Below are 23,965 nucleotides of genomic sequence, written 5' to 3' on the forward strand. Positions count from 1 at the left end.
TCGTCGTCCCCCTCGGCGCGCGACGGATGGCGGCTCGGCGCGCCGCTACCGTGTGCACGTGACGACCGATGCCGCCCTGCGGCCGGCGGCGGCCCGCCTCGCCGCGGTCGGAGCGCTCACCGCGCTCGGCGGCTGGGCCGTCACCGCTGCGCAGGGTCTCCTCACCTGGAGCCGGCTCATGACGCCGAGGGACGTCCGCTCGTCGACCGCCCTGGAGACGGGCCTGCTCGGAGCAGGCGTCGTGCTCGCGGTGGCGTGGGCGGCGACGGCACTCTCCGGTCGTCGTCAGGGTCCGGACCTGCGCGACGTGCGTCGCGTGGTGACCGTGCGGCTCGCCTGGGCGACGCTGATGCTCCTGACCTGGTACGGCTTCGCCGTCACGCAGTGGTGGCTCGTGATCGCGGCCGCGGTCAGCGACCCGACGTACGTGGACCACTTCCGTCGCGACCCGACGGTCGTCGAGCCGGTGCTGCTGGTCGCTGCGCTGGTCTGCGGTGCAGTCTGCCTCGCACGGCTGCTGGGCGACCGTCGGCGCCCTTAGCCACTCGCGTCTCGCTCCCGTCGCAGCGCGAACACGTACGGCTGCGGCTGCCACCGCATGTCCATGACGCCGAGCACGGTCTCGTCGTCGACCCGCCGGAAGGCGTCGACGACCGGCAGCCGGTCGTAGACCATCGCCCCGGACGGCACCCCGCGGTACGTCACCTCGCGCAGCCGCGCCTGCGGCCGGGACGTCGTGACGAGCGGCCGGACGAGCGCGAACACCGGGCCCGCGAGCGCGCGCGGGACGACCGGCGCCAGGCGCAGCGCCGCCCGCAGCGGCAGCCACGTCGGCGTGATCGCGACGAGCCGCCCGCCCGCACCGCGGAACACCAGCGGGTGCACGACGTCCGGCGTGACCATGCGCTTGCCGTACCAGCCGAGCACCTCCAGGAGGCCGTCGAACGGGTGGCCCGTCGGCACGCCGGTCCCCCGCCACCGGCCCAGCAGGTCCTCGACGGCGACCGGTGGCAGGGGGTCGAACAGCGCGAGCGCCGCGTCCGGCGTGGTCCCGCCGGCAAGGGCGGCGAGGCGGCGACGCGCCTCCTCGGGTCCGAGCGTGTCCACCGCGCCTCCTCGCCACCCGAGCCCGGGCCGGCCCGTCCGCCTCGACGGTACGACGCGTGACGTCAGCGCGGCGCGGTGACGACCGGGCCGGCGTCGCCGCCCTCGCCGAGCGGCAGCGGCGCCCCGGCGACGTCCTCGTCGCCGAGCGGGTGCACGAGCTGGCGCATCGCGAACGCGACGAGGGCCATGGTGGCGGCGGCCGCGGCGAGCACGGTGCCGCCGTGCCGCTGCCAGCGGGGGCCCGGCGGTGCGGCGGGGGCGCGCATGAACATGTCAGTCCTCCTCGTGGTGGGTGGCGAGCTCGGCGACGTCGGTCTCGTCGCTGAACGCGTGGCCGGAGTTCACCGCCGCGCGGGCGATGGCGATGGCGCCCACCGCCGACGTGAGCAGCTGCAGCACGACGGCGAGGACGACCTTGACGACGTCGGCAGGCCGCGGGTCGAGCAGCGCGGCGCCGACGGTGACGAACGCGACGCCCAGCGCCGCGGCCGTGGCGACGGCCGAGGTCCGGCCGTACGCGTCGGCGAACCGGCGCAGGCCCACGGCCGCCAGCAGGAAGATCGCGGCGCCGGCCAGGACGAGCACCTGGCCGAGCACGCTCCACACGGCGCTCATCGGCGGCCTCCCGTCAGCGCGCGGCTCAGCGACACCGCGGCGAGGAACGCCACGAGCGTGGCGACGATGACGACGTCGAAGGTGCCGGCCCGGCCGAGGCGGGTGCCGACCAGCGCGACGAGCGCGACGAGGCTGAACGTCAGCAGGTCGGCGGCGACGACCCGGTCCGCGGGCTCCGGCCCGCGCGCGACCTGGTACGCGGACACGAGCAGCGCCACGGCGCAGCCCACGATGGCGATGTCGACGGCGATCACGGTCGTCCCTCCGGTCGTACGACGGCGCGCAGCCGGTGCGAGGTGTCCCGCAGGTCGGCCAGCGCGGTCTCGGCGTCCGGGTGGTAGAGCGAGTGCACGAGCAGCGCACGGCCGTCGTCGCCGTCGGGGACGACGCCGAGCACGAGCGTCCCGGGCGTGAGCGTGATGCAGACGCTGAGCGCCACGAGGTGCGCGTCCCCGCCGGCGCCGAGAGGCAGGCGCACGACGCGCGGCGCACCCCGCGGCGCCGGTGTCGCGATGTCGGCCAGCACCGCCCCGGACGACCGCACGATCGCGCCGGTGAACCACAGCACGAAGGCCAGGGCGCGCAGCGGCAGGAGCAGGACGCGGGTCATCGGCCCGTCACCTCCGTCACGTAGGTCGTCGTGTCGAGCAGGCCGTCGGCCGCGACGCCGGCGAGGTCCAGGAGGCCCTGCGCGCCGAGCCCCAGCACGACCGTGACCGCGGCGAGCGCGACGGCGGGTGCCGCCAGCGCGGCGCGGGACCGGCGCGTCCACGTCACCTCGGACGTCCGCGCGGTGGCGGTGCGGGTCGCGACGGCGGCACCGCCGGCGGCGCCGTCCCGCGCGTCGTCGCCGGCCGTGCCGTCCCGCGCCGTGCCGTCCGTCGTCCCGCCGTCCGCACGGACCGGCCCGGCAGCCCCCGACACCAGCGCCGGCGCGAACACCGCGTTGACCAGCTTGAGCATCGACAGCAGCGTCACCAGGCTGACGGCCAGCGCGGCGACGACCACGGCGACCTGCCCGGCGGCGAGCGCGGCCAGGACGAGCGAGAGCTTCGCGACGAACCCGGAGAACGGCGGCAGCCCGGCGAGCGACAGCGCGGCGACGCCGAACGCGGCGGCGAGCACCGGCTCACGGCGCATCCGCGGCTTCAGGTCGTCGAGGACGTCGGTGCCGTACCGGGTCTCGATCGCCCCCGTCGACAGGAACAGCGACGCCTTCACGACCATGTGGTGCAGCAGGTAGAAGATGCCGGCGGTGAGCCCGGCCGGGGTGAACAGCGCGACCCCGAGCAGGATGTAGCCGATCTGGCTGACCATGTGGAACGCCAGCACGGAGCGCATGCGCTGCTCCCCGGCGGCGCCCAGCACGCCGACGACCATCGTCGCGCTGAACACGACGAGCCCGATCCACAGGTACCGCTGGTCGCCCTCGAAGACGACGGCGTAGACGCGGTAGATCGCGTAGATGGCGACCTTGGTGTGCAGGCCGGAGAACAGCGCGGTGACGGCCGGCGACGTCGACGGGTAGGCGCGGGCCAGCCAGCCGTGCACCGGGACGACGGCGGCCTTCATCGCGAGCGCGACCAGGCACATGCCCACCGCGGCGGCGACGACCGGGTCGTCCGTCGCGGCGCCCGCGAGCGCGGCGAGGTTCACCGTGCCCGTCACCCCGTAGGTGAGCGCGACGCCGGCGAGCAGGACGGTCGACACGACGAGGTTGAACACGACGTACAGTCGCGAGCCCCGCACGGACGCCTCGGTGCCGCGCCGCTCCCGCGCGAGCACGAGCAGCCCGTACGACGGCAGCAGCATGACCTCGATGAAGACGAACAGGTTGAACAGGTCCGCGGTGAGCAGCGCGCCGTTGACGCCGGCGGTGAGCACCAGCACGAACGGCGCGAACAGCCGCAGCCGTCCGGTGCCGGACGCCAGCGCGAACGCGGAGCACGCGAGCGTGAGCAGCGCCGCGACGGTCATGACCAGCGCGGACAGCGCGTCCGCGGCGAGCGGGATCGCGATGCCGGCGTCCCAGCCGCCGACCTGGTGCACGAGCACGGAGCCGTCGCGGGTGGCAGCGACCAGCGCCACGGCGGCCGCCAGGTTCGCGGTGAGCAGCGTCATCAGCAGCACGCGTGCGCCGGTGCCGCCGCGCACGGGCAGCAGCGCGACGCCGGCAGCCACGAGCGGCACCGCGACGAGCAGGGGGAGCACGTCGGGGTTCATGCGTCCTCCTCTCGCCCGTCGTCGTCGGGCCCGGCGACGTCCTGGCGTCGGCCGGTGACCGCGAGCACGAGCAGGTAGATGGTGATGGCGAAGGCGATGACGATGGCCGTCAGCACGAACGCCTGGGGCAGGGGGTCGGCGGTGGTCGCCGGGTCGAGGTCGGCGCCGAGCGGCTCGTCGCGGCGCAGGACGCCGCCGGAGGAGAACAGCAGCAGGTTGACGGCGTGGCTGAGCAGCACGGCGCCGAGCACGACGCGCAGCAGGTCGCGCTGCAGCAGCAGGTAGGCGGCGCCGGCGACGAGGGCGCCGACGGTGAGCGCGAGCGTCACGGGACCCGCACCTCCTCCCGGTCGAGATCGGCCCTCTGGTCGCGCGGGTCCGCCTCGCGCCGGTCGTCGCCGGCGGGCGACAGGCCCAGCCGGTTGACGGCGGCGAGGATGACGCCGAGCACCGCGAGGTAGACGCCGACGTCGAAGACGAGGGCGCTGGTCAGGTGCACCCCGAGCACGTAGGCGTGCAGGGGCCGCAGGAACGCCCCGTCGACGAAGCCGAGCAGGCCGGTGACGACCGCGACGACGACGCCCACCCCGGCGATGGCCAGGTACGGCCGCTCGACGCGGGGCACGTCGTCGGTCGGCGCGGCGAGGTACGCCAGCACGAGCGCGCACGCACCGATGAGGGCGGCGATGAACCCGCCGCCGGGGGCGTTGTGCCCGCGCAGCAGCGCGTACAGCGAGGCGCCGAGCATGACGGGGACCAGCAGCCGGTCGAGCGCCTGCAGGAAGACCGCGTTGCGCCCGGGGTCGGCGACGACGGTCCGCGGCTCCGGCACCTGCGGCCCGTCGACGGCCCGTCGGGCGTCGAGCAGGGCCGCGATCGCGGCGGCGGCGACCGCGAGCACCACGAGCTCGCCGAGCGTGTCCAGCGCGCGGAAGTCCACGAGGATCGTGTTGACGACGTTGGTGCCGCCGGTCAGCGCCTGGGCCTCCCGCAGGAAGAAGTCGCCGACCTCCGACGCCGGCCGGTGACCGGTGAAGACGAGGGTCCCGAGCGTCGCGGCGACGCCGGCGCCGACCGCGGCGGCCGCGGTCGCGACGCTGCGGCGCCGACGCACCCGCGGCAGCCGCTTCGACATGCGGCGCAGCACGAACACGAGCACGACGACCGTGAGGATCTCGACGAGCAGCTGGGTCAGCGCCACGTCGGAGGCCCCCAGCACGAAGAACCACAGCACGACGCCGAAGCCGACGACCCCGACCGCCACGACGGCGGTCAGCCGCGAGCGGGCACGGACCGTCGCGACGATCCCCGCGACGACGACCACGAGCAGCCCGATGTCGAACGGCCCGGGCGCGCTGCCCTCGGGCAGTCCGCGCCAGAGCGTGCCGGCCACGACGCCGCCCGCCGCCAGCAGCACCACCGGCACGGCGAGGTGCCGGGCAGGGGCGTCGGAACGGGTCAGGTCCCCGACCCGGCGGCCGAGGCGGATGACGCCGTCGTGCGCGCGCTGGACGACCTCGGTGCCCACCACGGGCAGCAGGCGGCGGCCGACGAGCAGCGCGTCGACCGGGCCCCGCCGCCACAGCACGATCGTCAGACCTGCGGCCACGGCCAGGAGCGACGCGAGCAGCGCCGGATTGACGCCGTGCCACAGGCTCAGGTAGCCGACCTCGTCGACGTCGACGCCCGCCGCCACGGCGACGGCCGGCGCGGTCAGCGTGCCGACCGACGCGACCGCCAGCCCGGCGCCGAGCCCCCGAGCGCCGCGGCACCGACCGCGACCGACATCGGCGCGGTGGGGCGCGGCTCCGCCACGTCACGGCGCGGGCCAGGCAGGGTGCCGACGACCATCCGCGCGCTGTACGCGGCGGTCAGCACCGCGCCGACCACGACGGCGCCGGCCGCGAGCAGACCCAGCACGCCCGCGTCGGGGGCGGAGAAGAACGCCTCGAGCACCGTCTCCTTGCTGACGAACCCGAGCGTCGGCGCGACCCCCGCCATGCTGACCACCGCGATCGCGAGCAGGGCGGCGTCCCACGGCATCGACCGCGCGAGCCCGCGCAGCTCGCGCAGGTCCCGGGTGCCGGTGCGCTTCTCGATCAGCCCGACGGACATGAACGCGGCGGACTTGAACAGCGCGTGCGCGACGACGTGCACGACCGCGGCGAGCATGGCCGTGGGCGTCCCGACGCCGATCACGGCGACGAGCAGGCCGAGCTGGCTCACCGTGGAGTAGGCGAGCAGCTCCTTGAGGTCGGTGCGCTGCAGCGCGAACAGCGCGCCCATCACGCACGTCACGAGCCCCACGGTGACGAGCACGGCCGGCCAGACCGCCGACGCGGACGCCGCGGGCGCGAACAGCAGCAGCAGGTAGATGCCCGCCTTCACCATCGCAGCGGCGTGCAGGTACGCGCTGACCGGCGCCGGCGCGACCATGGCGTCCGGCAGCCACGCGTGGAACGGGAACTGCGCCGACTTCGTCATCGCCGCGAACGCGACGAGCGAGGCGACGGCACCCGCGAACACCGGGTCCTGCTGCCACGCCGGGTCCGCGAGGGCCGCCGTGAGGTCGGTCGTCCCGGTGCGCACCGCGACCGTGACGACGGCACCGAGCAGCGCCAGGCCGCCGGCCGCGGTGACGAGGAACGTCCGGGTCGCCGGCGGGCCGGCGTCCGGCCCGGAGCGCAGGATCAGCAGGTAGGAGCAGACGGTCGTCAGCTCCCACGCGACGAACAGCACGACGAGGTCGTCGGCGAGGACGAGCGTGAGCATCGCCGCCGCGAACGCGGTCATGAGGACGTAGAACGCGGTGGGCCGTGGGGCACGGACGTACGCCGCGGAGTAGACCATCACGAGGGCGCCGACCACGAGGACGACCAGGGCGAACAGGAAGCCGAGCCCGTCGAGGCGCAGCCGCAGCCCGACGTCGAGCGCGGGCATCCAGGGCACGTCGACGCGGGTCTCGCCGCCCGTCGCCCACGCGGCCGTCACCACGCCGGCGACGCCCAGCAGGACGGCGGCGCAGGCGTAGCCCGCGCGACGGCCGAGGGCACGGGTCAGCAGCGGGCCGAGGGCGACCAGCGCCCAGCTCAGCCCGACCGCGAGCAGCAGGCTCACGACCGCGGGGACGGGATCGCGGGCAGGCGGAGGCGGGGGCGGCGCGCCGAGGGCGCGCCGCAGCGGCGGCGAGGCATGGTGGTGGCTCCAGGGGTCGGTCGGCTACGTCGCCGACCCGTCTTCCCGGCACTCCGCGATCCAGGCTAACCGGCGAGCCTGCGGATCGCAGGTCGGGACGGGGCGGCGCCGCCGAGGGCGCAGTCGGGCCGGCGCGCGGTCGTCGGACGTTGCGCGGGTGGACGGCACGACGCAGGCCGCGGACCTGCACCGGCATCCGGTGCGACCGCTCGGGGCGGCCGGGACTCGCGCCGTCCTGTGGCTCGTGGCGGTGCGGTGTGGTCCTCGTCACGCTGACCCCGTGCGGCGGCGACCACCTCGCCGGCGCGGCGTCCGCGCTGCGGGCGGCGCCGGTCGCACGTACAAAGGACGAGGTGAGCACCCACCTCGAGGACTACGCCCTGCTGTCCGACCTGCGCACCGGACCCCTGGTCTCCCGGGACGGGAGCATCGACTGGCTGTGCCTGCCCCGCTTCGACTCCGCAGCGGTGTTCTGCGCGATCCTCGGCGGCCCGGACGACGGACGGTGGAAGCTGTCGGCGGTCGACGGTGAGGTCGTCGAGCGCCGGTACCTGCCGCAGACGTTCGTGCTCGAGACGACGTGGCGCACCCCGACCGGCACGGTCCGCGTCACGGACTTCCTGCCGCCGCGCGGCGACCGGGACGACGTCGTCCGGCGCGTCGAGTGCCTCGACGGCACGGCGGAGGTGGAGCACGACCTGCGCCTGCGGTTCGACTACGCGCGCGCGACGCCGTGGGTGCGCGTCGTCGAGCACGACGGCGCCCCCGCGCTGCTCTCGCTCGCCGGCCCTGACGGCGTGCTCGTCACGGGTCCGCTGCTGACCTGGGCGGGCGTCGACGACCACGAGGACGACGAGGGGCACGACGCCGCCGAGCAGCCGGGGGCGTTCCGCGCCGGCCAGGACGGCGAGGGCGGTGCGCGCGCCCCGCGGCTGACCGGCAGGTTCCGGCTCGAGAAGGGCGACGTGCTCGACTGGGACCTCGCGTGGTTCCCGTCCTGGGACGACCTGCCCGACCGGATCGACGCCGACCGCGCGCTCGCCGAGACGCTGGAGTACTGGGCCGAGTGGTCGTCGCGGCTGACCGTGCACACCGACCACGACCCGATCGTGCTGCGCTCGCTGCTCGTCCTGCGGGCCCTCACGCACGAGCGGACGGGCGGCATCGTCGCCGCACCCACGGCGTCCCTGCCGGAGGGCCTGGGCGGTGAGCGCAACTGGGACTACCGGTTCGTGTGGCTGCGGGACGCGGCGCTGACCATCGAGGTCGCGATCGCGCACGGGCTGACCCGCGGCGCGCGGCTGTGGCGGGACTGGCTGCTGCGGGCGGTCGCGGGCGACGCCGACGACATCAAGATCATGTACGGCATCGGCGGGGAGCGGGAGCTCGACGAGAAGGAGCTCGACCACCTCGCCGGCTACGAGGACTCCCGGCCCGTGCGGATCGGCAACGGCGCCGCGGACCAGTACCAGGCCGACGTGGTCGGCGAGGTGATGATCGCCCTGGCGATGCTGCGCGACGCCGGCGTCGAGGAGGACCAGTACTCGTGGGGCCTGCAGAAGAGCCTGCTGCGGTACTGCGAGGTCAACTTCGACCGCGAGGACCACGGCATCTGGGAGATGCGCGGCGACCTGCACTACTTCACGCACGGCCGGGCGATGATGTGGGCGGCCTTCGACCGCGGGGTGCGGGCCGTCGAGGAGCACGGGCTGGACGGGCCGGTGGAGCGCTGGCGCGAGCTGCGCGACCGCCTCCGCGAGGAGATCGACACCCGCGGCTTCAACCGCGAGATCGACAGCTTCACGCAGGCCTACGACACCACCGAGGTCGACGCGTCCCTGCTGCAGCTGCCGCACACCGGCTACCTCGCCTACGACGACCCGCGCATGCTCTCCACCGTCGCCCGCATCGAGAAGGACCTGCGCGACGACCACGGCCTGCTGCACCGCTACCGCACCGACACCGGCGTGGACGGGCTCGAGGGCGAGGAGCACCCGTTCCTCATCTGCTGCTTCTGGCTCGTGGAGCAGTACGCGATGAGCGGCCGGCTGGAGGAGGCCGAGGCGCTCATGGACCAGCTCACCGGGTACGCGAACGACCTCGGCCTGCTCAGCGAGGAGTACGACCCGGAGGCGGGGCGGCTCATCGGCAACTTCCCCCAGGCGTTCAGCCACCTGGGGCTGATCCGGGCGGCGGACGCGATCGCGGCGGCACGGGAGCGGGAGGCGGCGACGTGAGCGGCCCGGCAGCGTGGGCGGCGGCCGTCGGGGGCGTCCTGCTCGCCGCCTTCGCGCTGCGGGACGTCTTCCACACGCTCTGGCACCCGGAGGGCGAGGGCGTCGTCAGCCGCACCGTCATGCGCGCCGCCTGGCACGCGACCGGCCCGTTCGGACCGAGGGCGCGCAACCTCGCAGGGCCGGCCGGGCTGGTGGGCGTCGTCGTCACCTGGGCCGCGCTGGTGATCCTCGGCGCCGCCCTCGTCTACTGGCCGCACGTCTCCGACCAGTTCGTCTACGGCACCGGACTGCGCCCCGACGAGCGCTCGTCGTTCCTCGACGCGCTGTACCTGTCGGCCGTCGTCCTGAGCACCCTGGGGCTGGGCGACATCGTGCCGCGCGGCGGGTGGCTGCAGGTCGTCGTCGGGCTGCAGGGGCTGATCGGCTTCAGCCTGCTGACCGCCGCCGTGTCGTGGGTGCTGCAGGTGCAGTCGGCGCTGGTGCGCCGCCGGACCACGACGCGCGTCGTGCACGGCCTGCGCCGCGCCGACGCCGAGGAGGCCGTCCCGTCGATCGCGCTGCTCACCCGGCTCACCGAGGACGTCGCGGCCATGCACGTCGACCTGTACCAGACCACGCCGACGTACTACTTCCGCGACCAGGACCCGCGGGCCGCGCTCGCCACGGCGCTCCCGCACCTGTACGTGCTGGCCGAGCGCGCGTCCGCCGAGGACGACACGGGCGTGCGGGCCGCCGCGTCCGCGCTGCGGGTCGCCCTCGACGACCTCGTCGGCCTGCTCGACGAGCAGTACCTGCACACCGGCGGCGACCGGGACGCCGTCCTGCGCCGGTACGCGCAGGACCAGCGGCACGCGCCCTGACGGCCTCCCCCGGGGCCCGTCAGGACACGGTGAGCACCGTCCCGGCCGGGACCTTGTCCCACAGCAGGTCGAGGACCTCGTCGCTCACGCGGATGCAGCCGTTGGAGATCGCGCCGGTCCGGGCGAACGGCGTCGTGTGGATCGCGGTGGCGGACGTGCCGGTGTTCCCGTCGTAGGCGTCGATCGTCTCGCTCTGGCTCGAGAGCAGCAGCACGCGCGGCGTGTACGTGCCGGGCTGCTCCCACTGCGAGCCGACGACGAACTGCGGCACCGGGGGCGTCGGCGTGTCCGGTGCGCCGACGGCGATCACCGGGACCGTCTGCGTCGCCTCGCCCTGCTCGATGGTCAGGGTCCGCGCAGCGAGGTCGAGGTGCAGGCGCCAGTCGGTGCCGGACGGCGCGGTGTCCTCCGCCCGGATCCACGCCGTGCGGCCGTTGACCTGCGCCGGGTCCTGGCTCGGCAGGGCGCCGCGGCTCGCGACGAGCACCCTCAGCCACCCGCCGCGCTGGTCGAGCACGGGGAGCACCGTCGGCACGTCGAGCGTCACGGCCGGGACCCGCCCGACGGGCGTGCCGTCCACCGCGTCGTACCCGGCGGTGTCCCGCACGACGGTCGCCGTCTGCCACGTCCCGAGCGCGGGGTCGTCGTTGCGCCGCTGCTCGAGGCCGTCCGTGCCGGGCAGCCCGGGCACGACCGTGACCGGGTCGACGACCGGCAGCGCGGCGAGGTCGACCGGCGCCGGCGCGGCGGGCGCCGGTGCCGGTGCCTTGGTGGCCGCGACCGACGCCTCGACGACGACCGGCTCCGGCGGGGGCGACGGCGCGCACGCCGTCGGCAGCACGACGACGCACGCCGTCACCGCGACCGTCACGCAGGTCCGCACCCGGGTCAGCACCCGTCCATCGTGCGCGCTCGACGCGGGGCGTGCCAGACCGCCCGCCGACCGGTCGGGGTGGTTCGCTGGACCGGTGACCGCCGAGCACCCCGAGCACGCCGGCCCCTCCCCCTCGTCGGGCGCCCCGCACGCCGGGAGCACGCTCGTCGTCGACGCCGCGAACGTCGTGGGCGCACGCCCCGACGGCTGGTGGAAGGACCGCGCCGGAGCAGCCGCGCGCCTGCTCGACGGCGTCGCCGCGGCCCTCGGTCACGCGGAGCTTGGGGGGCGGCGGGTCGTCGTCGTGCTGGAGGGCCGGGCCGCCGCCGTCGAGGGCACGTGGGACGGCATCGAGGTCGTCCGTGCGGAGCGCGACGGGGACAGCACGATCGTGGACGTCGTCGCGGCAGCGGGCGCCGACGTCCTCGTCGTCACCTCGGACCGCGAGCTGCGCCGCCGGGTGGAGGCCCTCGGCGCGCAGACCCGCGGCGCGGGCTGGCTCCGCGACCTCCTGGACGACGCACCGTCCTGACCGCCCCCCGTTCCCGCACCGCCGCGCCGACTTCGCGACCTCTGTGCCGAGATCGTGCCTCGTGGCCGTCGGACTCGGCACCGACGTGCCGAGCTCGACGCCCGAACGGGTGGGCGCAGCGGGCGGGAGGGCGGCCGCGGGTCAGAGGACGCGGAGGGCGTCCGTGGTGGCGCGCTCGCGGCGGGACAGGGCGTGGAGGACCTCGACGTCGCCGTGGCGGTGGCGAGCCGCGCCGACCAGGACGTCGACCGCGACCGCGGTCGTCGACGCCGGTGCGCGCACGTCGCTGCCGACGCTCAGCGCGAGGTCCTCGGTGTGCACGGCGAGCTCGACGCAGCGGGTGCGCAGGTACTCGTCGAGCAGCAGCGTGTGCCCCCGGTGGCCCACCGTCAGACGCCGGTCGGCCGGCTCGTGCGGCAGCCGCTCCCGCAGGCGGTCGGACGCGGCCACGACCGCGGCCACCAGTGCGTCCCGTCCGTGCGCCGCCGTCTGCGCGCTGCGCTCGCGCACCCCGGTGTTCAGCTCCGATGTCGGCTCCGCCGTGCCCGTGAGGTCGCCGTAGTACGCCACCGCCGTGACGAGCGGGGCGTCCGGTGTCAGCGGCCCGTCGAGGTACCACTCGACCTGCAGCACGCTGCGCGCCAGGTGCGCGGCGAGCTCCCCGACCGTCATGCCCACGAGCGCGGAGGGTGCGTCCCAGGCGTCCGCGACTGCCTCGCTGCCCACCAGGCCGACGGCGACGTCGACCCCCTTCCGGTAGACCGACCGCGGCGATGTCGTCATGGACCGGAGTGTGCCGGGCACGTGCGTCAGCCGTCGATCGCCTCGACGCCCTGGCGGTCGAGCTCGGCCAGGTGGTCGCGCATGTGCTGGAGCACCTCGGGCGGGCGCCCCACGTGGCGGCGTCGAGCGTCGCGGTCAGGTAGACGTGGTTCGCCGTGCGGCCGGTGCCGAAGTTCGACCGCCGGCCGGGCACGACCGCGTCGCCGACCTGCAGATCCGCCTTGGTGCCGTGGAAGAAGGGGCAGGGGTCGTCGACACCCGTCGCTCGCTCGCTCATGCGCACCTCAGGTCCCGGTGGTCCCGCTGCGGACGTCCTCGACCCTGGGCACCCGGCGGCAGGGGCGTCGACGGCAGGGACGACGGGGAGCAGGCGGGCCGGGATGTTCGTCGCGGCCGTACGCACGCCGTGCGCACACGCGCGAAGGACGTCCCGGCTCCACGTCCGGCGGGTCGCGACGGCCGTCCGTCGATCACAGCTGGCGGCGGACCCCGGCCTCGTGCGCGAGCGCGCGCAGCTCGTCCTCCTCCGACCCGGTCAGCGCCACCCGGCCCGCCCCGCGACGCCCCAGCGGCAGCACGGTCCGGTGCCGGACGTCCTCGAGCTCGAACCCGAACGCCCCGTACAGCGCGAGCGCCGCGAGCACGAGCCCCACCACCGCCGCGGCGCTGAACCACGTCCGGTCCCCCGTCAGCTCCGCGACGCCGGTGACGGCGAAGCGCACACCCGCGAGCGCCATGACCGACGCGGCCACGAGCTTGGTCGTCGCGGCCGCCGCCGGGACGAGCATCGCGACCCCGGCCGCGAGCAGCAGCACCCCGAGGCCCGCGCTCGCCGCACCGGGCGGGCTCGTCAGCGTCGCGAGCGCGACCGCACCCCACGTCCCCGCCAGCACGCCCATGCCGGTGCCGGCGACCGGGTCGCGCGCGAGGAACCCGAGCACGGACGCGAGCAGCTGCACCGGCACCGTCGCGGCCAGCACCCCGAGTGCGACGACGCGCCCCTGGTCGGCCGGCACCCACTGCAGCTGCACGGCCGCGAACGCCGTGGTCGCCAGGAACAGGCCGAGGAAGCCGAGCGGCAGCGGCGTGCCGATCGGGCGGACGACGACGCGCACGTGGGACATCAGCTCACCAGGGCCTGCGTCGCGGACTCCTTGAGCTTGCCGTTCGCCCACTTCATCTGCCGCACCGTCTCCGGGTGGCACCGCTGAGCGAGCCCGAGCAGGTCGGTGTGCCGGATGCCCTGCGCCGCCTGGGCGACGAGCTCCCAGTCGACGGACACGCCCGCCGCCTTGAGGTACAGCCCGCGCAGGTCGCGCAGCAGCAGCAGGTCGGCGGTCGAGGTGCGCCCCACCAGCTCGGCGGACCGCTCGAGCGCCCGCTTCGCCAGGCTGGGCATGCCGTGCGGCTCCGGGTCCAGGTCCTCGCCGTAGCGGCCGGCGACCGCGGCGATCTCCCGCACGTGCTGCTGGGACCACCGGGCCAGGTCCTGCGCGACGTGGAAGATCTCGTGGTCGACGCGGTGGCGGTCCGCCACCTGCAGCAGCTCGTGCCCGAGGTCGTCCTCGGAGCGGTGCAGCTCGCGCAGGGCGAGTCCGATCTTCATCGCGCCTCCTCCAGCACGTGCTCGACGACGGTGCGCGGCCCCCGGGTCGGCGGCAGCGACGCCCGCACGGGCGACGACGCCGTCGTCGTCGGCGCGGGCGACGCCGTCCCGTCGGCGCGCTCCACGAGCCGGATCGCGGCCGCGGCCGTCTTGAAGATCGGCTGCTTCGACGCCGGGTCCCACTCGGTGATGGTCAGCTCGTTGGCGGCACGCCCCTGCCCGTCGGGCTCGTGCCCACCCGGGGTGTCCCAGTAGCCGTAGTGGAACGGCAGGAACAGCACGCCGGCACGGATGCCGGACACGCGTACGCGGGCCCGCACCGACCCGCGGGGCGTCGACACCTCCGTCAGGTCGCCCTCCGCGAGCCCGAACGCGTCCGCGTCGTGCTCCGACACCTCCACCCAGACGTCCGGCGCGGCCGACGCCAGCTCCGGCGCCCGGCCCGTCTTCGTGCGGGTGTGGAAGTGGTAGACCGTCCGCCCGGTCGCCAGCTGCAGCGGGAAGTCCTCGCTCGGCACCTCGTGCGGAGGCAGGTACCGCGCCGCCTTGATGACCGCACGCCCCTGCGGGTTCATGGCCTTGTACTCGGTCGGCTCGACCGGTGCGCCGGTGACGAGGTCGCGCCCGTAGCTCTCGCACACGTCCGGGTGGGCGAAGAACCGGCCGTCCGCGTAGAGGCGCTCGGTGCCGTCGGGGTGCTCGTCGTCGCACGGCCACGGGATGCCGCTGCCGCCGCGCAGCTTCGCGTACGTCAGGCCGGTGTAGTCGCACGGCCGTCCGCGCGTGCACTCCTTCCACGCCTCGAACGCGGACTCGGGGTCGTGCCACTTCACCAGCGGCTGGCCGTCCTTGTCGCGCAGGTCCATGCGGTGCGCGAAGTCGACGAGGATGTCGAGGTCGGCGCGCGCCTCCCCCGGTGGGTCGACCGCCTTCTCCGACAGGTGCACGGTGCGGTCCGCGTTCGTGAACGTGCCGGTCTTCTCGCCCCACGTCGCCGCGGGCAGGACCACGTCGGCGAGCTGCGCCGTCTCCGTGAGGAAGAGGTCCTGCACCACGAGGAACAGCCGCTCCTGCGACAGGACCGAGCGGATGCGCGCGAGCTCGGGCAGCGAGACGGCGGGGTTGGTGCCCGTCACCCACATCATGCGGATGGACCCCTCCTCGACGTACCGCACCATCTGCATGACGTGCGTCGGCGGCGAGTAGTGCGGGATGTCCATCGGGTCGACGTTCCAGACGCGCGCAAGATCCTGGACGTGCGCGTCGTTGGACCAGTTGCGGAACGCCGGCAGGTCGCCGTCGGCCCCGCACTCGCGCGTGTTCTGGGCGCTCGGCTGGCCGTTCATCTGCAGCAGGCCGCACCCGGGCCGCCCGAGCATGCCCCGCACGAGGTGCAGGTTGTTCACCTGGACCGCCGCCGCCGTCGCCTGGTGGGACTGGTAGAAGCCCTGCAGGACGGTGGACGTCAGCCGCTCGGCCGTGCCGAGCAGGCGCGCGGCCTCGCGGATGCGGGCGGCCGGGACGTCGCAGATGCGCTCGACCACGTCGGGCGGGTACTCCCGCACGGCCTTCTCGAGCTCCTCGAATCCGACCGTGTGGGCGTCGACGTACTCCCGGTCGACCCAGCCGTTGGCGAGGACCTCGTGCAGCAGCCCGTTCATCAGGGCGACGTTGGTGCCCAGCCGCGGCGCGAGGTGCACCGTCGCGGCGCGCGCGACGGGCGTGAGCCGGGGGTCGACGCAGACGACGGCGGGCGGGTCGTCGCCGGCGAGGCGGTCGAGCACGCGCATCCACGTCACGGACTGCGTCTCGGCCATGTTGTTGCCGAACAGCGCGATGACGTCGGCGTGGTCGATGTCGGCGAACGACCCCGGCTGCCCGTCGCACGCGAACGACTCCTTGAGCGCGGCCGCGGCCGTGGCGGTGCACAGCCGGGTGTTGCCGTCGACGTGGTTGGTGCCCAGGCCCCCGTGCGCGATCACGCCGAGCGTGTAGTACTCCTCCGCGAACAGCTGACCGGTCGTGTAGAAGCCGACGGCGCTCGCGCCCTGCTCGGCCAGCAGCTCCTTCGTCCGTGAGACGACGCGCTCCATCGCGGTGTCCCAGTCGGTCTCGACGAGCTCGCCGTCCACCCGGACCAGCGGCCGCGTCAACCGGTCGCGCGAGCCGTTGGCCTGCCAGCCGAACAGGTCCTTCACGTCGACGCGACCGCGGTTGACCCGGTCCACCGCCCGCCCCCGCACGCCGACGACCCGGCCGTCCTTGACGGCGATGTCGAGCGCGTCGCCGTTGGAGTGCAGGATCGAGGCCGTCTGCACCCAGCGGTCGACGTCCTGCGGGGCGACGCCCTCGGCGAGGTGCATGTCGACGCGCTGCGGCCACGGCGTGCCGGGCGCGTACGGGGTGCGGGTGCCCCAGGGGTCGGCGATGCGGTCGACGTGAGCCATCGGATCCTCCCGGTGGTGGACGGCTGGCACGCCCGCGGCCCGGACGACCGTGCGGGTCGGCGCCGTCCCACGCTGCACCCGTGACGGCGTGCCCGCCACCGGCGAGCGCGAGCGCACCGCCGCCCTCGTCAGTCCGCGGGCTCGTCCAGCGTCCGCCGGGTGACCATCGCCTGGCCGACGACGAGCAGCGCGAAGCCCCACAGCGCGTACCGGTCGGAGGCGGCCGAGGCCTGCGCGAACGACTGGGTGGCGGCCGCCTGCCCCTTCGCGATCGCGTTCCAGTTCAGCGCCGCGACGAGGTTGCCCAGGCCGACGGCCGTGACGATCCCGCCCGGCGACACCCAGCGCCACGCCCACCGGCGCGCCCAGCGCGCCCAGGCGCCCGCCGCCGTCGTCGTGCTCCCGCCGCCGTCCTGGTGCACGGTGCCTCCTCGTCGTGGCGCGTCGTGGCGCGACCCTAACCGGTCGCGGTCGCGCCGGGGCCTCGTCGTGGTGCCCCGGCGCGACCGGCGCGTGACCGGACGCCCCCTCAGTTCGGGGCGTGCACCCCGTCGGCGGGGTTCGACCCGTGGTCGCGCGTGGCGCCGCGCACGTACATCGACGACGGCGTGCTGCCCGCGAACCGCTGCGCGATCGACCCGGCGAACGGCGTGGTCGAGGCGTTCTGCCCGAGGGCGTCGGTGTACACCGTCGTCGGGGCGGTCGTCCGCACCGAGAACGTGCCCGGCCGCATCTGGCGGATGGTGCCCTTGAACGGCGACGCGACGTCGTCCCACGCCACCTGCGCGCCCGTCCGCTGCGTGGTGCGGCGCGCCATGTCGCAGAAGGCGCCCGGCACGCCGAGGTAGCAGGCGTCGACCGTGCGGGCCAGCCGGTTCGGCCTGCTCGCGTCGTGGTACCGGCTCGGGTTCAGCACGTAGAACAGCGGGGACAGCCGGAACGTCACCTCGGGCGTCGACAGCCGCACGTCCGAGAACCAGAACTCGTGCAGGTCGAACGCGTCGAACGCCGCACCGCCGAGGATCGCGTCGACGCAGGACGCGTCGGTGATGAGCCGGCCCAGCGAGCGGGTGTCCGACGGGGAGTCGGCGGGCGTGGCGGTGCCGACCTGGGTGAACGTGCCGCCGAGCGGGCCCGGGCAGTCGGTGCTGCCGAAGCCGCCCGGACGGCCCAGCGGGATCAGCGCGCTGTACCGCACCTGCGAGGTCTGCCCGCCCTGCGTGCAGTCGGCGGCGAGCAGCAGCTCGTGCAGGTTGTTGGTGAAGGCGTCCGGCGAGTGCGTGCCCTGGTGGAACTTCAGCAGGACGTCGCAGGTGCCGACCGTGGCACCGGACGGCGCGTCCACCGCGATGCCGGTGTCGCCCTCGATCACCGCGACGTCGTCGGCCGCGAAGACCTTGTGCCCCACGTGGTCCTCGTGCCGGTGCGAGGACGTGGCGGTCCGGGCGAGGACCTCGCTGGTGTAGGCGAACGCGGGCCAGCCGGTCTCGCGGAACAGGACGGACGTGCGCGGGTCGTCGCCGTGCTCGTGGCCGAACGTGCAGCCGCTCGCGTCACGCGCCGGGTGCCACGTCGGGTACACCTTCCCGTCCGGGCCGTAGGTCCAGTACCGGGCGTGCACCTCCACCGAGCACTCCCCCGCCCGCGGGTTGTAGCCCGATGCCGACGCCGTCTGCAGCATCGTGTACGCGTGGCTCAGCGTCGCGCCCGCGGGCGGGAGCGACGTGCCCCAGCCCGGTGCCGACGGCGGCGTCACCGGCGGCAGCGTGCCGGGGACCGGAGCGGTGGGCGCCGGGGTCGTCGGCGCGGGAGCCGGCGTGGTCGGCGCGGGAGCCGTCGGTGCCGGAGCCGGCGACGTCGGTCGCGGAGCCGGGGCGGGCGACGTCGGCGCCGGGGACGGGACGGACGGCGACGTCGGCGCGGGCGTCGCCGTCGTCGTGCAGGCCGTGCCGTCGAGCGTGACGGCGGTCGGCAGCGGGTTGCTGCCGGTCCACGTGCCGCTCACCGTGACGGAGGCGGTCCGGCCGGTGCCGAGGGCGCCGTTGTACGACGCGTTGCGGACGGTGACGCGCGCGCCGTCCTGCGCGACGACGCCGCCGTAGGCCCGCTGGACGCGCTGGCCGGCACCCGCGGTCCAGCCGAGCGTCCACGAGCGGAGCGCGTCCCCGGTGTTGGTCACGGCGACGTTCGCGACGAACGCGCCGGGCCACTGGGCGGTGACGGTGTACGACGCACGGCACGCGGCGGCGGCCTGCGCGCCCGTGGCGGTGACGACCCCGACCGCGGTCGCGGTGACGGCGGCGAGGGAGAGGAGTGCGGCGACGGCGCGACGGCGCGGTCGCACGCCGGAAGGCATGGACATGCGGTGAGTTCCCTGGTTCGTGAGGAGGATCGGTGTCGCGCTCCGGGCGTCACCGACTCGTCGTGCACAGGGTCGCCCCCCGCTGAGCACCGACTCGCGCGGTCACGGTAACCGGGCGAATCCGGCAGCTGAAGGGGGTGTACCGATTCGTCCCGAGGTGAGGTGCGCCACGTGCGGCGCTACGCGACGGCGAGCCAGGCGGCGCAGTCCGGCCCGACGACGCCCGCCGCCGCGCCGTCCGCGTCGCTGCGCAGCAGCACCGTCGCACCCTCCGGCACGGCGACGGGCCCCTCGCCGAGGTTGACGACGACGAGCACGTCGCCGTTGCGGAACGCCAGCACGTGCCGCGGGTCCGTGCCGTCCACCTGCGCCCACGCGAGCGTCCCGCGGCCCAGCGCCCGCTCGCGCCGGCACCGGATCGCGTCGCGGTACAGCGCGAGCGTCGACGACGCGTCCTCGTCCTGGACGTCCACCGCGAGCGCCGCCCAGTCGTCCGGCTGCGGCAGCCACGTGCGGCCCGTCGGCCCGAAGCCGAACCCGGGCCGGCCGGCCTCCCACGGCAGCGGCACCCGGCACCCGTCGCGCCCCCGCTCGCGGCCCCCCGAGCGGAACCACATCGGGTCCTGACGGAGCGCGTCCGGCAGGGTCGTGTGCTCCGGCAGCCCGAGCTCCTCGCCCTGGTAGAGGTACGCGGACCCGGGCAGGGCGAGCATGAGCAGCGCCGCGGCCCGCGCGCGGCGCAGGCCGAGGGCGGCGTCGGGCTGCGGGTCGTCCGCGCCGATGCCGTTGGGCGAGCGGCCGGTGTCGATCCACCCCAGCAGCGAGGCGTGCCGCACCACGTCGTGGTTCGACAGCACCCAGGTGGTGGGCGCGCCGACGGCGCCGTCGGCCTCGAGGGACACCGTGATGACGCGGCGCAGCGCCTCGGCGTCCCACCGGCACTGCAGGAACGGGAAGTTGAACGCCTGCTGCATCTCGTCCGGGCGGACGTACCGCGCGGCGCGCTCGGCGGGCTCCACGCACGCCTCGCCGACCATCGCCCGGTCACCCGGGTAGGACGCGAGCAGGCGGTTCCACGACCGGTAGATCTCGTGCACGCCGTCCTGGTCGAACATCGGGCCGAGGTCGACCACCTCCGAACCGGGGGCGTGCGCGCTGCCGCCCATGACCATCGCGGTCGCGCCGCCGTCCCAGTCCGGCAGGCCCTCGGCCTTCACCAGCCCGTGCGCGACGTCGACGCGGAAGCCGTCGACGCCGCGGTCCAGCCAGAACCGCAGCACGTCCTCGAAGCGGGTGCGCACGAGCGGGCTGTCCCAGTCGAGGTCGGGCTGCCGGGCGTCGAACGTGTGCAGGTACCACTGGCCGGCGTCCTCGCCGCGGCCGGTCAGGGCGTCGACGCGCGTCCACGCCGGCCCGCCGAACACCGACTGCCAGTTGTTCGGCGGCTCCCCGCCGTCCGGGCCGGTGCCCGGGCGGATCAGGTAGACGCCGCGCCGGGCGCTGCCGACCGGTGCCGCGAGCGCGTCGCGGAACCACGGGTGCGCGTCGCTCGTGTGGTTCGGCACCAGGTCGACGATGACGCGCAGCCCCCGCGCGTGGGCCCGCGCCAGCAGCGCGTCGAGGTCCGCGAGCGTCCCGAGCGCCGGGTCGACGTCGCAGTAGTCCGCCACGTCGTACCCGCCGTCCGCCTGCGGGGACGGGTAGAACGGCGATAGCCACAGCGCGTCGACGCCCAGGCGCACCAGGTGGTCGAGGCGCTGCACGATCCCGGGCAGGTCCCCCACGCCGTCGCCGTCGGAGTCCGCGAACGACTTGGGGTAGACCTGGTAGATGACGGCGTCGCGCCACCAGGGCGCGGCGTCCGCCGGCCGGCCCACGTCCGCCCCCGGTCCCGTCGCCGCCGCTACTTGATCGCGCCCTGCGTCACGCCCGCCATCACCCAGCGCTGCGTGAACAGGTAGACGACGATCGCCGGCGCCATGGCCATGAGGTAGGACGCGAACGCGACGTTGTAGTTGCTGCTGAACTGCGTCTGGAACACGCTCTGCAGCACCGGCAGGGTCTGCAGCGTCGAGTCCGCGGTGATGAGCGACGGCATCATGAAGTCGTTCCACGAGGCGAGGAACGCGAAGATCGCGACCGTCGCGGCCATGGGCGCCATCATCGGGAACACGATGCGCCGGAACACCGTCCACGTCGACGCGCCCTCCAGCTTCGCGCTCTCCTCGAGCTCCTCGGGCAGCCCGCGCACGAACGCCGTGAACAGCAGCACGCTGAACGACAGCTGGAACATCACGTGCAGCAGCGCGACCCCGACCGGGTTGTCGAGGTTCACCATCCCCGTCAGCTTCACCTGGGAGAGCGCGAGCACGGGGAACGGCAGGAACATCGCGGCGAGCAGGTAGAAGAACGACGCCCGGAAGAACCGCCGGTCCCAGTTGCGCGCGATCGCGTACGCCGCCATCGAGGCGAGCGCGACCGTCCCCAGGACGGTGACCGTGGTGACGAACACCGAGATCGCGAAGCCGCGCGGGAAGTTCGTCAGCCGCCACGCCTCCACGAACCCCTCGACGCTGAACGGTGACGGCAGCGAGAACACCTGCCCGTTCACCGACTGCGCGGTCGTCTTGAAGGCCATCGTGACCGTCGCGTACAGCGGCAGCAGCACCGCGACCGTGCACACGAGCAGCACGACGGTGCCGGGCCGGTTCGGGTGCTCCTCCGTGCCCTGCCACACGAGCCGCCGGCGGCGGCGCACCGGCACCTGCGCCGGGCCGGTGGTGGCGAACGTCTGCTGGGTCATGAGACCGACGCCTTCCCGCGCGTGACGCGCAGCTGGAGCAGGGCCAGGACGACGGCGATGAGGAAGAAGATCGTCGCGTTGGCCATCTGGTACGCGTAGTCGCCGCCGGTGAAGCCGGAGAAGATCGTCATCGCGACGCTGCGGGTCGCGGTGCCCGGACCGCCGTTGGTCAGGCCGACGATGATGTCGTACGCGTTGAGGAAGTTCTTGAAGCCGATGATGACGTTGATGACGACGTACCCCGCGACGAGCGGCAGCGTGATCGACACCAGGCGGCGCCACGAGGAGGCGCCGTCCATCGCGGCGGCCTCGTAGACCTCGCCGGGGATCGACAGGATGCCGGCGATGTAGATGAGCAGCGCGGACGGGATCGCCTGCCACGCGGTGACGAAGACGATCGTGGTCCAGGCGAGGTCCTCGTTCGCGAGCAGGCTCTGCGCGAGCACGTCCGAGCCGATCCGCGCGCCCAGCTGCGGCAGTGAGTTGGAGAACAGGAACTGGAAGACGTAGGCGATGATGATCCCGGAGATCACCATCGGCAGGACGAAGACGGTGCGCAGCGCGACCTTGGCGCGGATCCGCGACGTCAGCCCCACGGCCAGCAGGAACGCCACGACGTTCACGACGAGCACCGTGACGAGCGCGAAGCCGATGGTGAACCCGTACGAGCTGAGGATCGCGGGGTCCGACACCATCGCGACGTAGTTCGTCAGCCCGATGAACCGGAACTCCCCGAACCCGACGGAGTCGGTGAAGCTCAGGGTGATGCCCATGACCGCCGGGACGGTGATCGCGAGCGTGAACAGCACGAGCGACGGGACGAGGAACAGGTAGAACGTCGCGCCCACGCGGCGCCGGCCGGTGCGCTCGGGCGGGGCGGGGCACCGCCGCGCGTCCGGGCGCCGGTGGACGGGGCGGTGGTCGTGGCCATGTGCGGTCTCCGGTCTGCCGGCGGTCACTCGGGGACGGACGAGCGGAAGGCCAGGCGCGACCAGTCCGCGTCGAGCGTGCGCAGCACCGGCAGCGGGTCCGCGCCGGTCGCGATCGACTGCGCGTAGTTCTGCAGCGGGATCGACTGCGGGATGAGCTGGGACGCGCCGAGGTAGAACGCGGCGCGGTCGTAGTACTCCTTCAGCTCCACGAGCGTCGTGTTCGTCACCGGGGCCGCCCCTCGGTCACGCCGAAGCCGAGCGCCTGGGCGTTGTAGGCGTCGATGACGTCGGGCCGCATGAGGAACGCGAGGAACTCGCGCGCGGCCTCCTTCTTGCGCGACCCCTCGGGGATCCACAGGGCGAGGTCGATGTTGACGCGCACCTTGCGGTCGTCCGGGTCCTCGGTCATCGGCAGCGGGAACGCGCCGACGTCCAGGTCGGGGTTCGTCTTCGCGATCTCCGTCAGGGCCCACGGTCCCTGCAGGTACATGGCCGCCTCGCCGTTCGCGAACGCCAGGTTGCCGTCGCCGTAGCCGCGGCTGGCCGCGTCGGGGTTCGACCAGCCGACGAGCTGCGTCATGCGCTCGACGGGCTCGACGAACTGCTTCTGGAACGCGACCGGCGAGCCCGGCCCGACCTCGTCGCCCTGCTCCTTGAGCTCGGTGAAGAACTCGGTGGTGTCGAGCAGCCCGCCGACGGAGTAGTCGAAGTGCCCCTGCGCGATGGTCCACGGGTCGCGGAACGTGCTGTAGATCGGGGTGACCCCGGCGGCGGTGAGCGTCTCGCACAGGGTGACGAACTCCGACCACGTCGTGGGCGGCTGCACGCCCTGCTGCGCGAAGATCTCCCGGTTGTAGAGCACAGCGGCCGCCATGAGCGAGTACGGGATGACGCTCGTGCGGCCGGGGTAGGTGGCGGTCACGTCGATGAGCGGCTGCAGGTCCTCCAGGACCCGGTCGGCCTCCGGCATGTCGGACAGGTCGCTGAGCACGCCGCGCTCGACGTACCGGGAGATCTCGAAGTTGTAGTTGAGGCACCCGAGGTCCGGCGGGGACTCGCGCACGAACGACCCCGCGAGGTTCGACGTCGCGTCGTGCCGCACGCGCACCGCCGACTGCTCGGAGTGGAACTGCTCGATGAGCTGGTCGAAGTAGCCGATGACCTCGGGCTTGGACTGGTAGAACGTGATCTCGGTGGCCCCCGACGCGGACCTGCCGGCGCACGACGAGAGCGCGAGCGTCGCGCCGGCGACCCCGAGTCCCTGCAGGAAGGTCCGGCGCGTGACGCCGGGCGCGACCGGAGGCGGGAGGGAGGGCACGTCGTCTCCTCGGGTGGTCGGCAGGGCCGACGGCCACGCGCCTGCGGGCGCCGGACGTCGGGGTCGCGCGA

General features: G+C 74.6%; 25 protein-coding genes and 1 pseudogene. 4 read left to right on the plus strand and 22 right to left on the minus strand.

The features are described 5' to 3' along the window. Positions 1–58 precede the first annotated feature (58 nt). Positions 59–541: a hypothetical protein gene (locus GC089_RS14540; RefSeq protein WP_155378252.1), complete on the plus strand. Its 483-nt coding sequence runs from the start codon at positions 59–61 to the stop codon at positions 539–541. Here the strand turns inward: GC089_RS14540 and GC089_RS14545 are convergent. The 9 genes from GC089_RS14545 to GC089_RS19280 all read right to left on the minus strand — a co-directional run bounded on the left by GC089_RS14545 (position 538) and on the right by GC089_RS19280 (position 7,062). Next, a complete protein-coding gene (locus GC089_RS14545; RefSeq protein WP_155378253.1) occupies positions 538–1,107 on the minus strand; it encodes a DUF4334 domain-containing protein in 570 nt (189 codons plus the stop codon). The two genes, GC089_RS14540 and GC089_RS14545, sit on opposite strands and share 4 nt — an antisense overlap. 62 nt (positions 1,108–1,169) lie before the next feature. Beyond that, on the minus strand, positions 1,170–1,379 hold the full coding sequence (locus GC089_RS14550; protein WP_155378254.1) for a hypothetical protein: 210 nt from the start codon (positions 1,377–1,379) through the stop codon (positions 1,170–1,172). A gap of 1 nt (position 1,380) precedes the next feature. Next, positions 1,381–1,722, minus strand: a complete 342-nt coding sequence (locus tag GC089_RS14555) for a monovalent cation/H(+) antiporter subunit G (protein WP_155378255.1) — start codon at positions 1,720–1,722, stop codon at positions 1,381–1,383. Then, positions 1,719–1,976 (minus strand): monovalent cation/H+ antiporter complex subunit F, encoded by a 258-nt coding sequence (locus tag GC089_RS14560; RefSeq protein ID WP_155378256.1) that lies wholly within the window; start codon positions 1,974–1,976, stop codon positions 1,719–1,721. The genes GC089_RS14555 and GC089_RS14560 overlap by 4 nt, the downstream gene beginning before the upstream one ends. Beyond that, the gene (locus tag GC089_RS14565; RefSeq protein ID WP_155378257.1) at positions 1,973–2,332 is read right to left on the minus strand and encodes a Na+/H+ antiporter subunit E; all 360 of its coding nucleotides are present in this window, start codon (positions 2,330–2,332) and stop codon (positions 1,973–1,975) included. The genes GC089_RS14560 and GC089_RS14565 overlap by 4 nt, the downstream gene beginning before the upstream one ends. Then, complete coding sequence (locus tag GC089_RS14570; protein ID WP_155378258.1) at positions 2,329–3,945, minus strand: monovalent cation/H+ antiporter subunit D family protein; 1,617 nt, start codon at positions 3,943–3,945, stop codon at positions 2,329–2,331. The genes GC089_RS14565 and GC089_RS14570 overlap by 4 nt, the downstream gene beginning before the upstream one ends. Then, the gene (locus GC089_RS14575) at positions 3,942–4,274 is read right to left on the minus strand and encodes a sodium:proton antiporter (protein WP_155378259.1); all 333 of its coding nucleotides are present in this window, start codon (positions 4,272–4,274) and stop codon (positions 3,942–3,944) included. The genes GC089_RS14570 and GC089_RS14575 overlap by 4 nt, the downstream gene beginning before the upstream one ends. Continuing rightward, positions 4,271–5,641, minus strand: coding sequence for a hydrogen gas-evolving membrane-bound hydrogenase subunit E (gene mbhE, locus GC089_RS19275; RefSeq protein ID WP_230684839.1), 1,371 nt, complete (start codon positions 5,639–5,641; stop codon positions 4,271–4,273). Before mbhE ends, GC089_RS14575 begins: the two co-directional genes overlap by 4 nt. Positions 5,642–5,658: 17 nt before the next feature. Beyond that, complete coding sequence (locus GC089_RS19280) at positions 5,659–7,062, minus strand: proton-conducting transporter membrane subunit (protein ID WP_230684840.1); 1,404 nt, start codon at positions 7,060–7,062, stop codon at positions 5,659–5,661. Between the two features lie 431 nt (positions 7,063–7,493). Between GC089_RS19280 and GC089_RS14585 the strand changes: the two genes are divergently transcribed. Continuing rightward, positions 7,494–9,377 carry a glycoside hydrolase family 15 protein gene (locus tag GC089_RS14585; protein ID WP_155379256.1) on the plus strand — a complete coding sequence of 628 codons (1,884 nt, stop codon included), beginning with the start codon at positions 7,494–7,496 and terminating at the stop codon, positions 9,375–9,377. Continuing rightward, positions 9,374–10,237, plus strand: a complete 864-nt coding sequence (locus tag GC089_RS14590; RefSeq protein WP_155378260.1) for a potassium channel family protein — start codon at positions 9,374–9,376, stop codon at positions 10,235–10,237. The genes GC089_RS14585 and GC089_RS14590 overlap by 4 nt, the downstream gene beginning before the upstream one ends. A gap of 19 nt (positions 10,238–10,256) precedes the next feature. Here GC089_RS14590 and GC089_RS14595 read toward each other — a convergent pair whose 3' ends face one another. Next, on the minus strand, positions 10,257–11,132 hold the full coding sequence (locus GC089_RS14595; protein ID WP_230684841.1) for a L,D-transpeptidase: 876 nt from the start codon (positions 11,130–11,132) through the stop codon (positions 10,257–10,259). Positions 11,133–11,205: 73 nt separating this feature from the next. On the opposite strand from GC089_RS14595, the gene GC089_RS14600 reads away from it, so the two are divergent. Further along, positions 11,206–11,643: a hypothetical protein gene (locus tag GC089_RS14600; RefSeq protein WP_230684842.1), complete on the plus strand. Its 438-nt coding sequence runs from the start codon at positions 11,206–11,208 to the stop codon at positions 11,641–11,643. 141 nt (positions 11,644–11,784) lie between these two features. Here GC089_RS14600 and GC089_RS14605 read toward each other — a convergent pair whose 3' ends face one another. The 12 genes and pseudogenes from GC089_RS14605 to GC089_RS14655 form a co-directional block, all read right to left on the minus strand. After that, positions 11,785–12,426: a maleylpyruvate isomerase N-terminal domain-containing protein gene (locus GC089_RS14605; protein ID WP_155378261.1), complete on the minus strand. Its 642-nt coding sequence runs from the start codon at positions 12,424–12,426 to the stop codon at positions 11,785–11,787. A gap of 160 nt (positions 12,427–12,586) precedes the next feature. Then, a pseudogene (locus tag GC089_RS19285) lies at positions 12,587–12,703 on the minus strand (NAD(+)--rifampin ADP-ribosyltransferase); the annotation flags it as partial. 193 nt (positions 12,704–12,896) lie between these two features. Then, positions 12,897–13,550: a hypothetical protein gene (locus GC089_RS14615; protein ID WP_155378262.1), complete on the minus strand. Its 654-nt coding sequence runs from the start codon at positions 13,548–13,550 to the stop codon at positions 12,897–12,899. Continuing rightward, positions 13,550–14,032, minus strand: coding sequence for a hypothetical protein (locus GC089_RS14620; RefSeq protein ID WP_155378263.1), 483 nt, complete (start codon positions 14,030–14,032; stop codon positions 13,550–13,552). The genes GC089_RS14615 and GC089_RS14620 overlap by 1 nt, the downstream gene beginning before the upstream one ends. Beyond that, complete coding sequence (locus GC089_RS14625) at positions 14,029–16,479, minus strand: molybdopterin oxidoreductase family protein (RefSeq protein WP_155378264.1); 2,451 nt, start codon at positions 16,477–16,479, stop codon at positions 14,029–14,031. The genes GC089_RS14620 and GC089_RS14625 overlap by 4 nt, the downstream gene beginning before the upstream one ends. A 128-nt stretch (positions 16,480–16,607) precedes the next feature. After that, entirely contained in the window at positions 16,608–16,901 is a 294-nt protein-coding gene (locus GC089_RS14630; protein WP_155378265.1) for a hypothetical protein, read from the minus strand. A 107-nt stretch (positions 16,902–17,008) separates the two neighbouring features. Continuing rightward, entirely contained in the window at positions 17,009–18,841 is a 1,833-nt protein-coding gene (locus GC089_RS18505; protein ID WP_230684843.1) for a cellulose binding domain-containing protein, read from the minus strand. 179 nt (positions 18,842–19,020) lie between these two features. Continuing rightward, on the minus strand, positions 19,021–20,718 hold the full coding sequence (locus GC089_RS14640) for a glycoside hydrolase family 13 protein (protein ID WP_155378266.1): 1,698 nt from the start codon (positions 20,716–20,718) through the stop codon (positions 19,021–19,023). A gap of 26 nt (positions 20,719–20,744) precedes the next feature. Further along, positions 20,745–21,644: a carbohydrate ABC transporter permease gene (locus GC089_RS14645; RefSeq protein ID WP_155378267.1), complete on the minus strand. Its 900-nt coding sequence runs from the start codon at positions 21,642–21,644 to the stop codon at positions 20,745–20,747. Then, positions 21,641–22,492, minus strand: a complete 852-nt coding sequence (locus GC089_RS14650; protein ID WP_370514013.1) for a carbohydrate ABC transporter permease — start codon at positions 22,490–22,492, stop codon at positions 21,641–21,643. The genes GC089_RS14645 and GC089_RS14650 overlap by 4 nt, the downstream gene beginning before the upstream one ends. A 107-nt stretch (positions 22,493–22,599) precedes the next feature. Continuing rightward, positions 22,600–22,803, minus strand: a complete 204-nt coding sequence (locus GC089_RS20180) for a hypothetical protein (protein WP_370514014.1) — start codon at positions 22,801–22,803, stop codon at positions 22,600–22,602. Continuing rightward, the gene (locus GC089_RS14655; protein WP_370514015.1) at positions 22,800–23,894 is read right to left on the minus strand and encodes an ABC transporter substrate-binding protein; all 1,095 of its coding nucleotides are present in this window, start codon (positions 23,892–23,894) and stop codon (positions 22,800–22,802) included. Before GC089_RS14655 ends, GC089_RS20180 begins: the two co-directional genes overlap by 4 nt. Between the last annotated feature and the right edge of the window lie 71 nt (positions 23,895–23,965).

It is taken from the genome of Cellulomonas sp. JZ18 (assembly GCF_009720485.1).
Classification (GTDB): Bacteria; Actinomycetota; Actinomycetes; order Actinomycetales; family Cellulomonadaceae; genus Cellulomonas.

Coding starts and splice junctions, on each gene's coding strand:
- GC089_RS14620 (WP_155378263.1), bottom strand. CDS start 14,032: ATGAAGATCGGACTCGCCCTGCGCGAGCTGCACCGCTCCGAGGACGAC.
- GC089_RS14570 (WP_155378258.1), bottom strand. CDS start 3,945: ATGAACCCCGACGTGCTCCCCCTGCTCGTCGCGGTGCCGCTCGTGGCT.
- GC089_RS14645 (WP_155378267.1), bottom strand. CDS start 21,644: ATGACCCAGCAGACGTTCGCCACCACCGGCCCGGCGCAGGTGCCGGTG.
- GC089_RS18505 (WP_230684843.1), bottom strand. CDS start 18,841: ATGTCCATGCCTTCCGGCGTGCGACCGCGCCGTCGCGCCGTCGCCGCA.
- GC089_RS14605 (WP_155378261.1), bottom strand. CDS start 12,426: ATGACGACATCGCCGCGGTCGGTCTACCGGAAGGGGGTCGACGTCGCC.
- GC089_RS14615 (WP_155378262.1), bottom strand. CDS start 13,550: ATGTCCCACGTGCGCGTCGTCGTCCGCCCGATCGGCACGCCGCTGCCG.
- GC089_RS14550 (WP_155378254.1), bottom strand. CDS start 1,379: ATGTTCATGCGCGCCCCCGCCGCACCGCCGGGCCCCCGCTGGCAGCGG.
- GC089_RS14565 (WP_155378257.1), bottom strand. CDS start 2,332: ATGACCCGCGTCCTGCTCCTGCCGCTGCGCGCCCTGGCCTTCGTGCTG.
- GC089_RS14625 (WP_155378264.1), bottom strand. CDS start 16,479: ATGGCTCACGTCGACCGCATCGCCGACCCCTGGGGCACCCGCACCCCG.
- GC089_RS14555 (WP_155378255.1), bottom strand. CDS start 1,722: ATGAGCGCCGTGTGGAGCGTGCTCGGCCAGGTGCTCGTCCTGGCCGGC.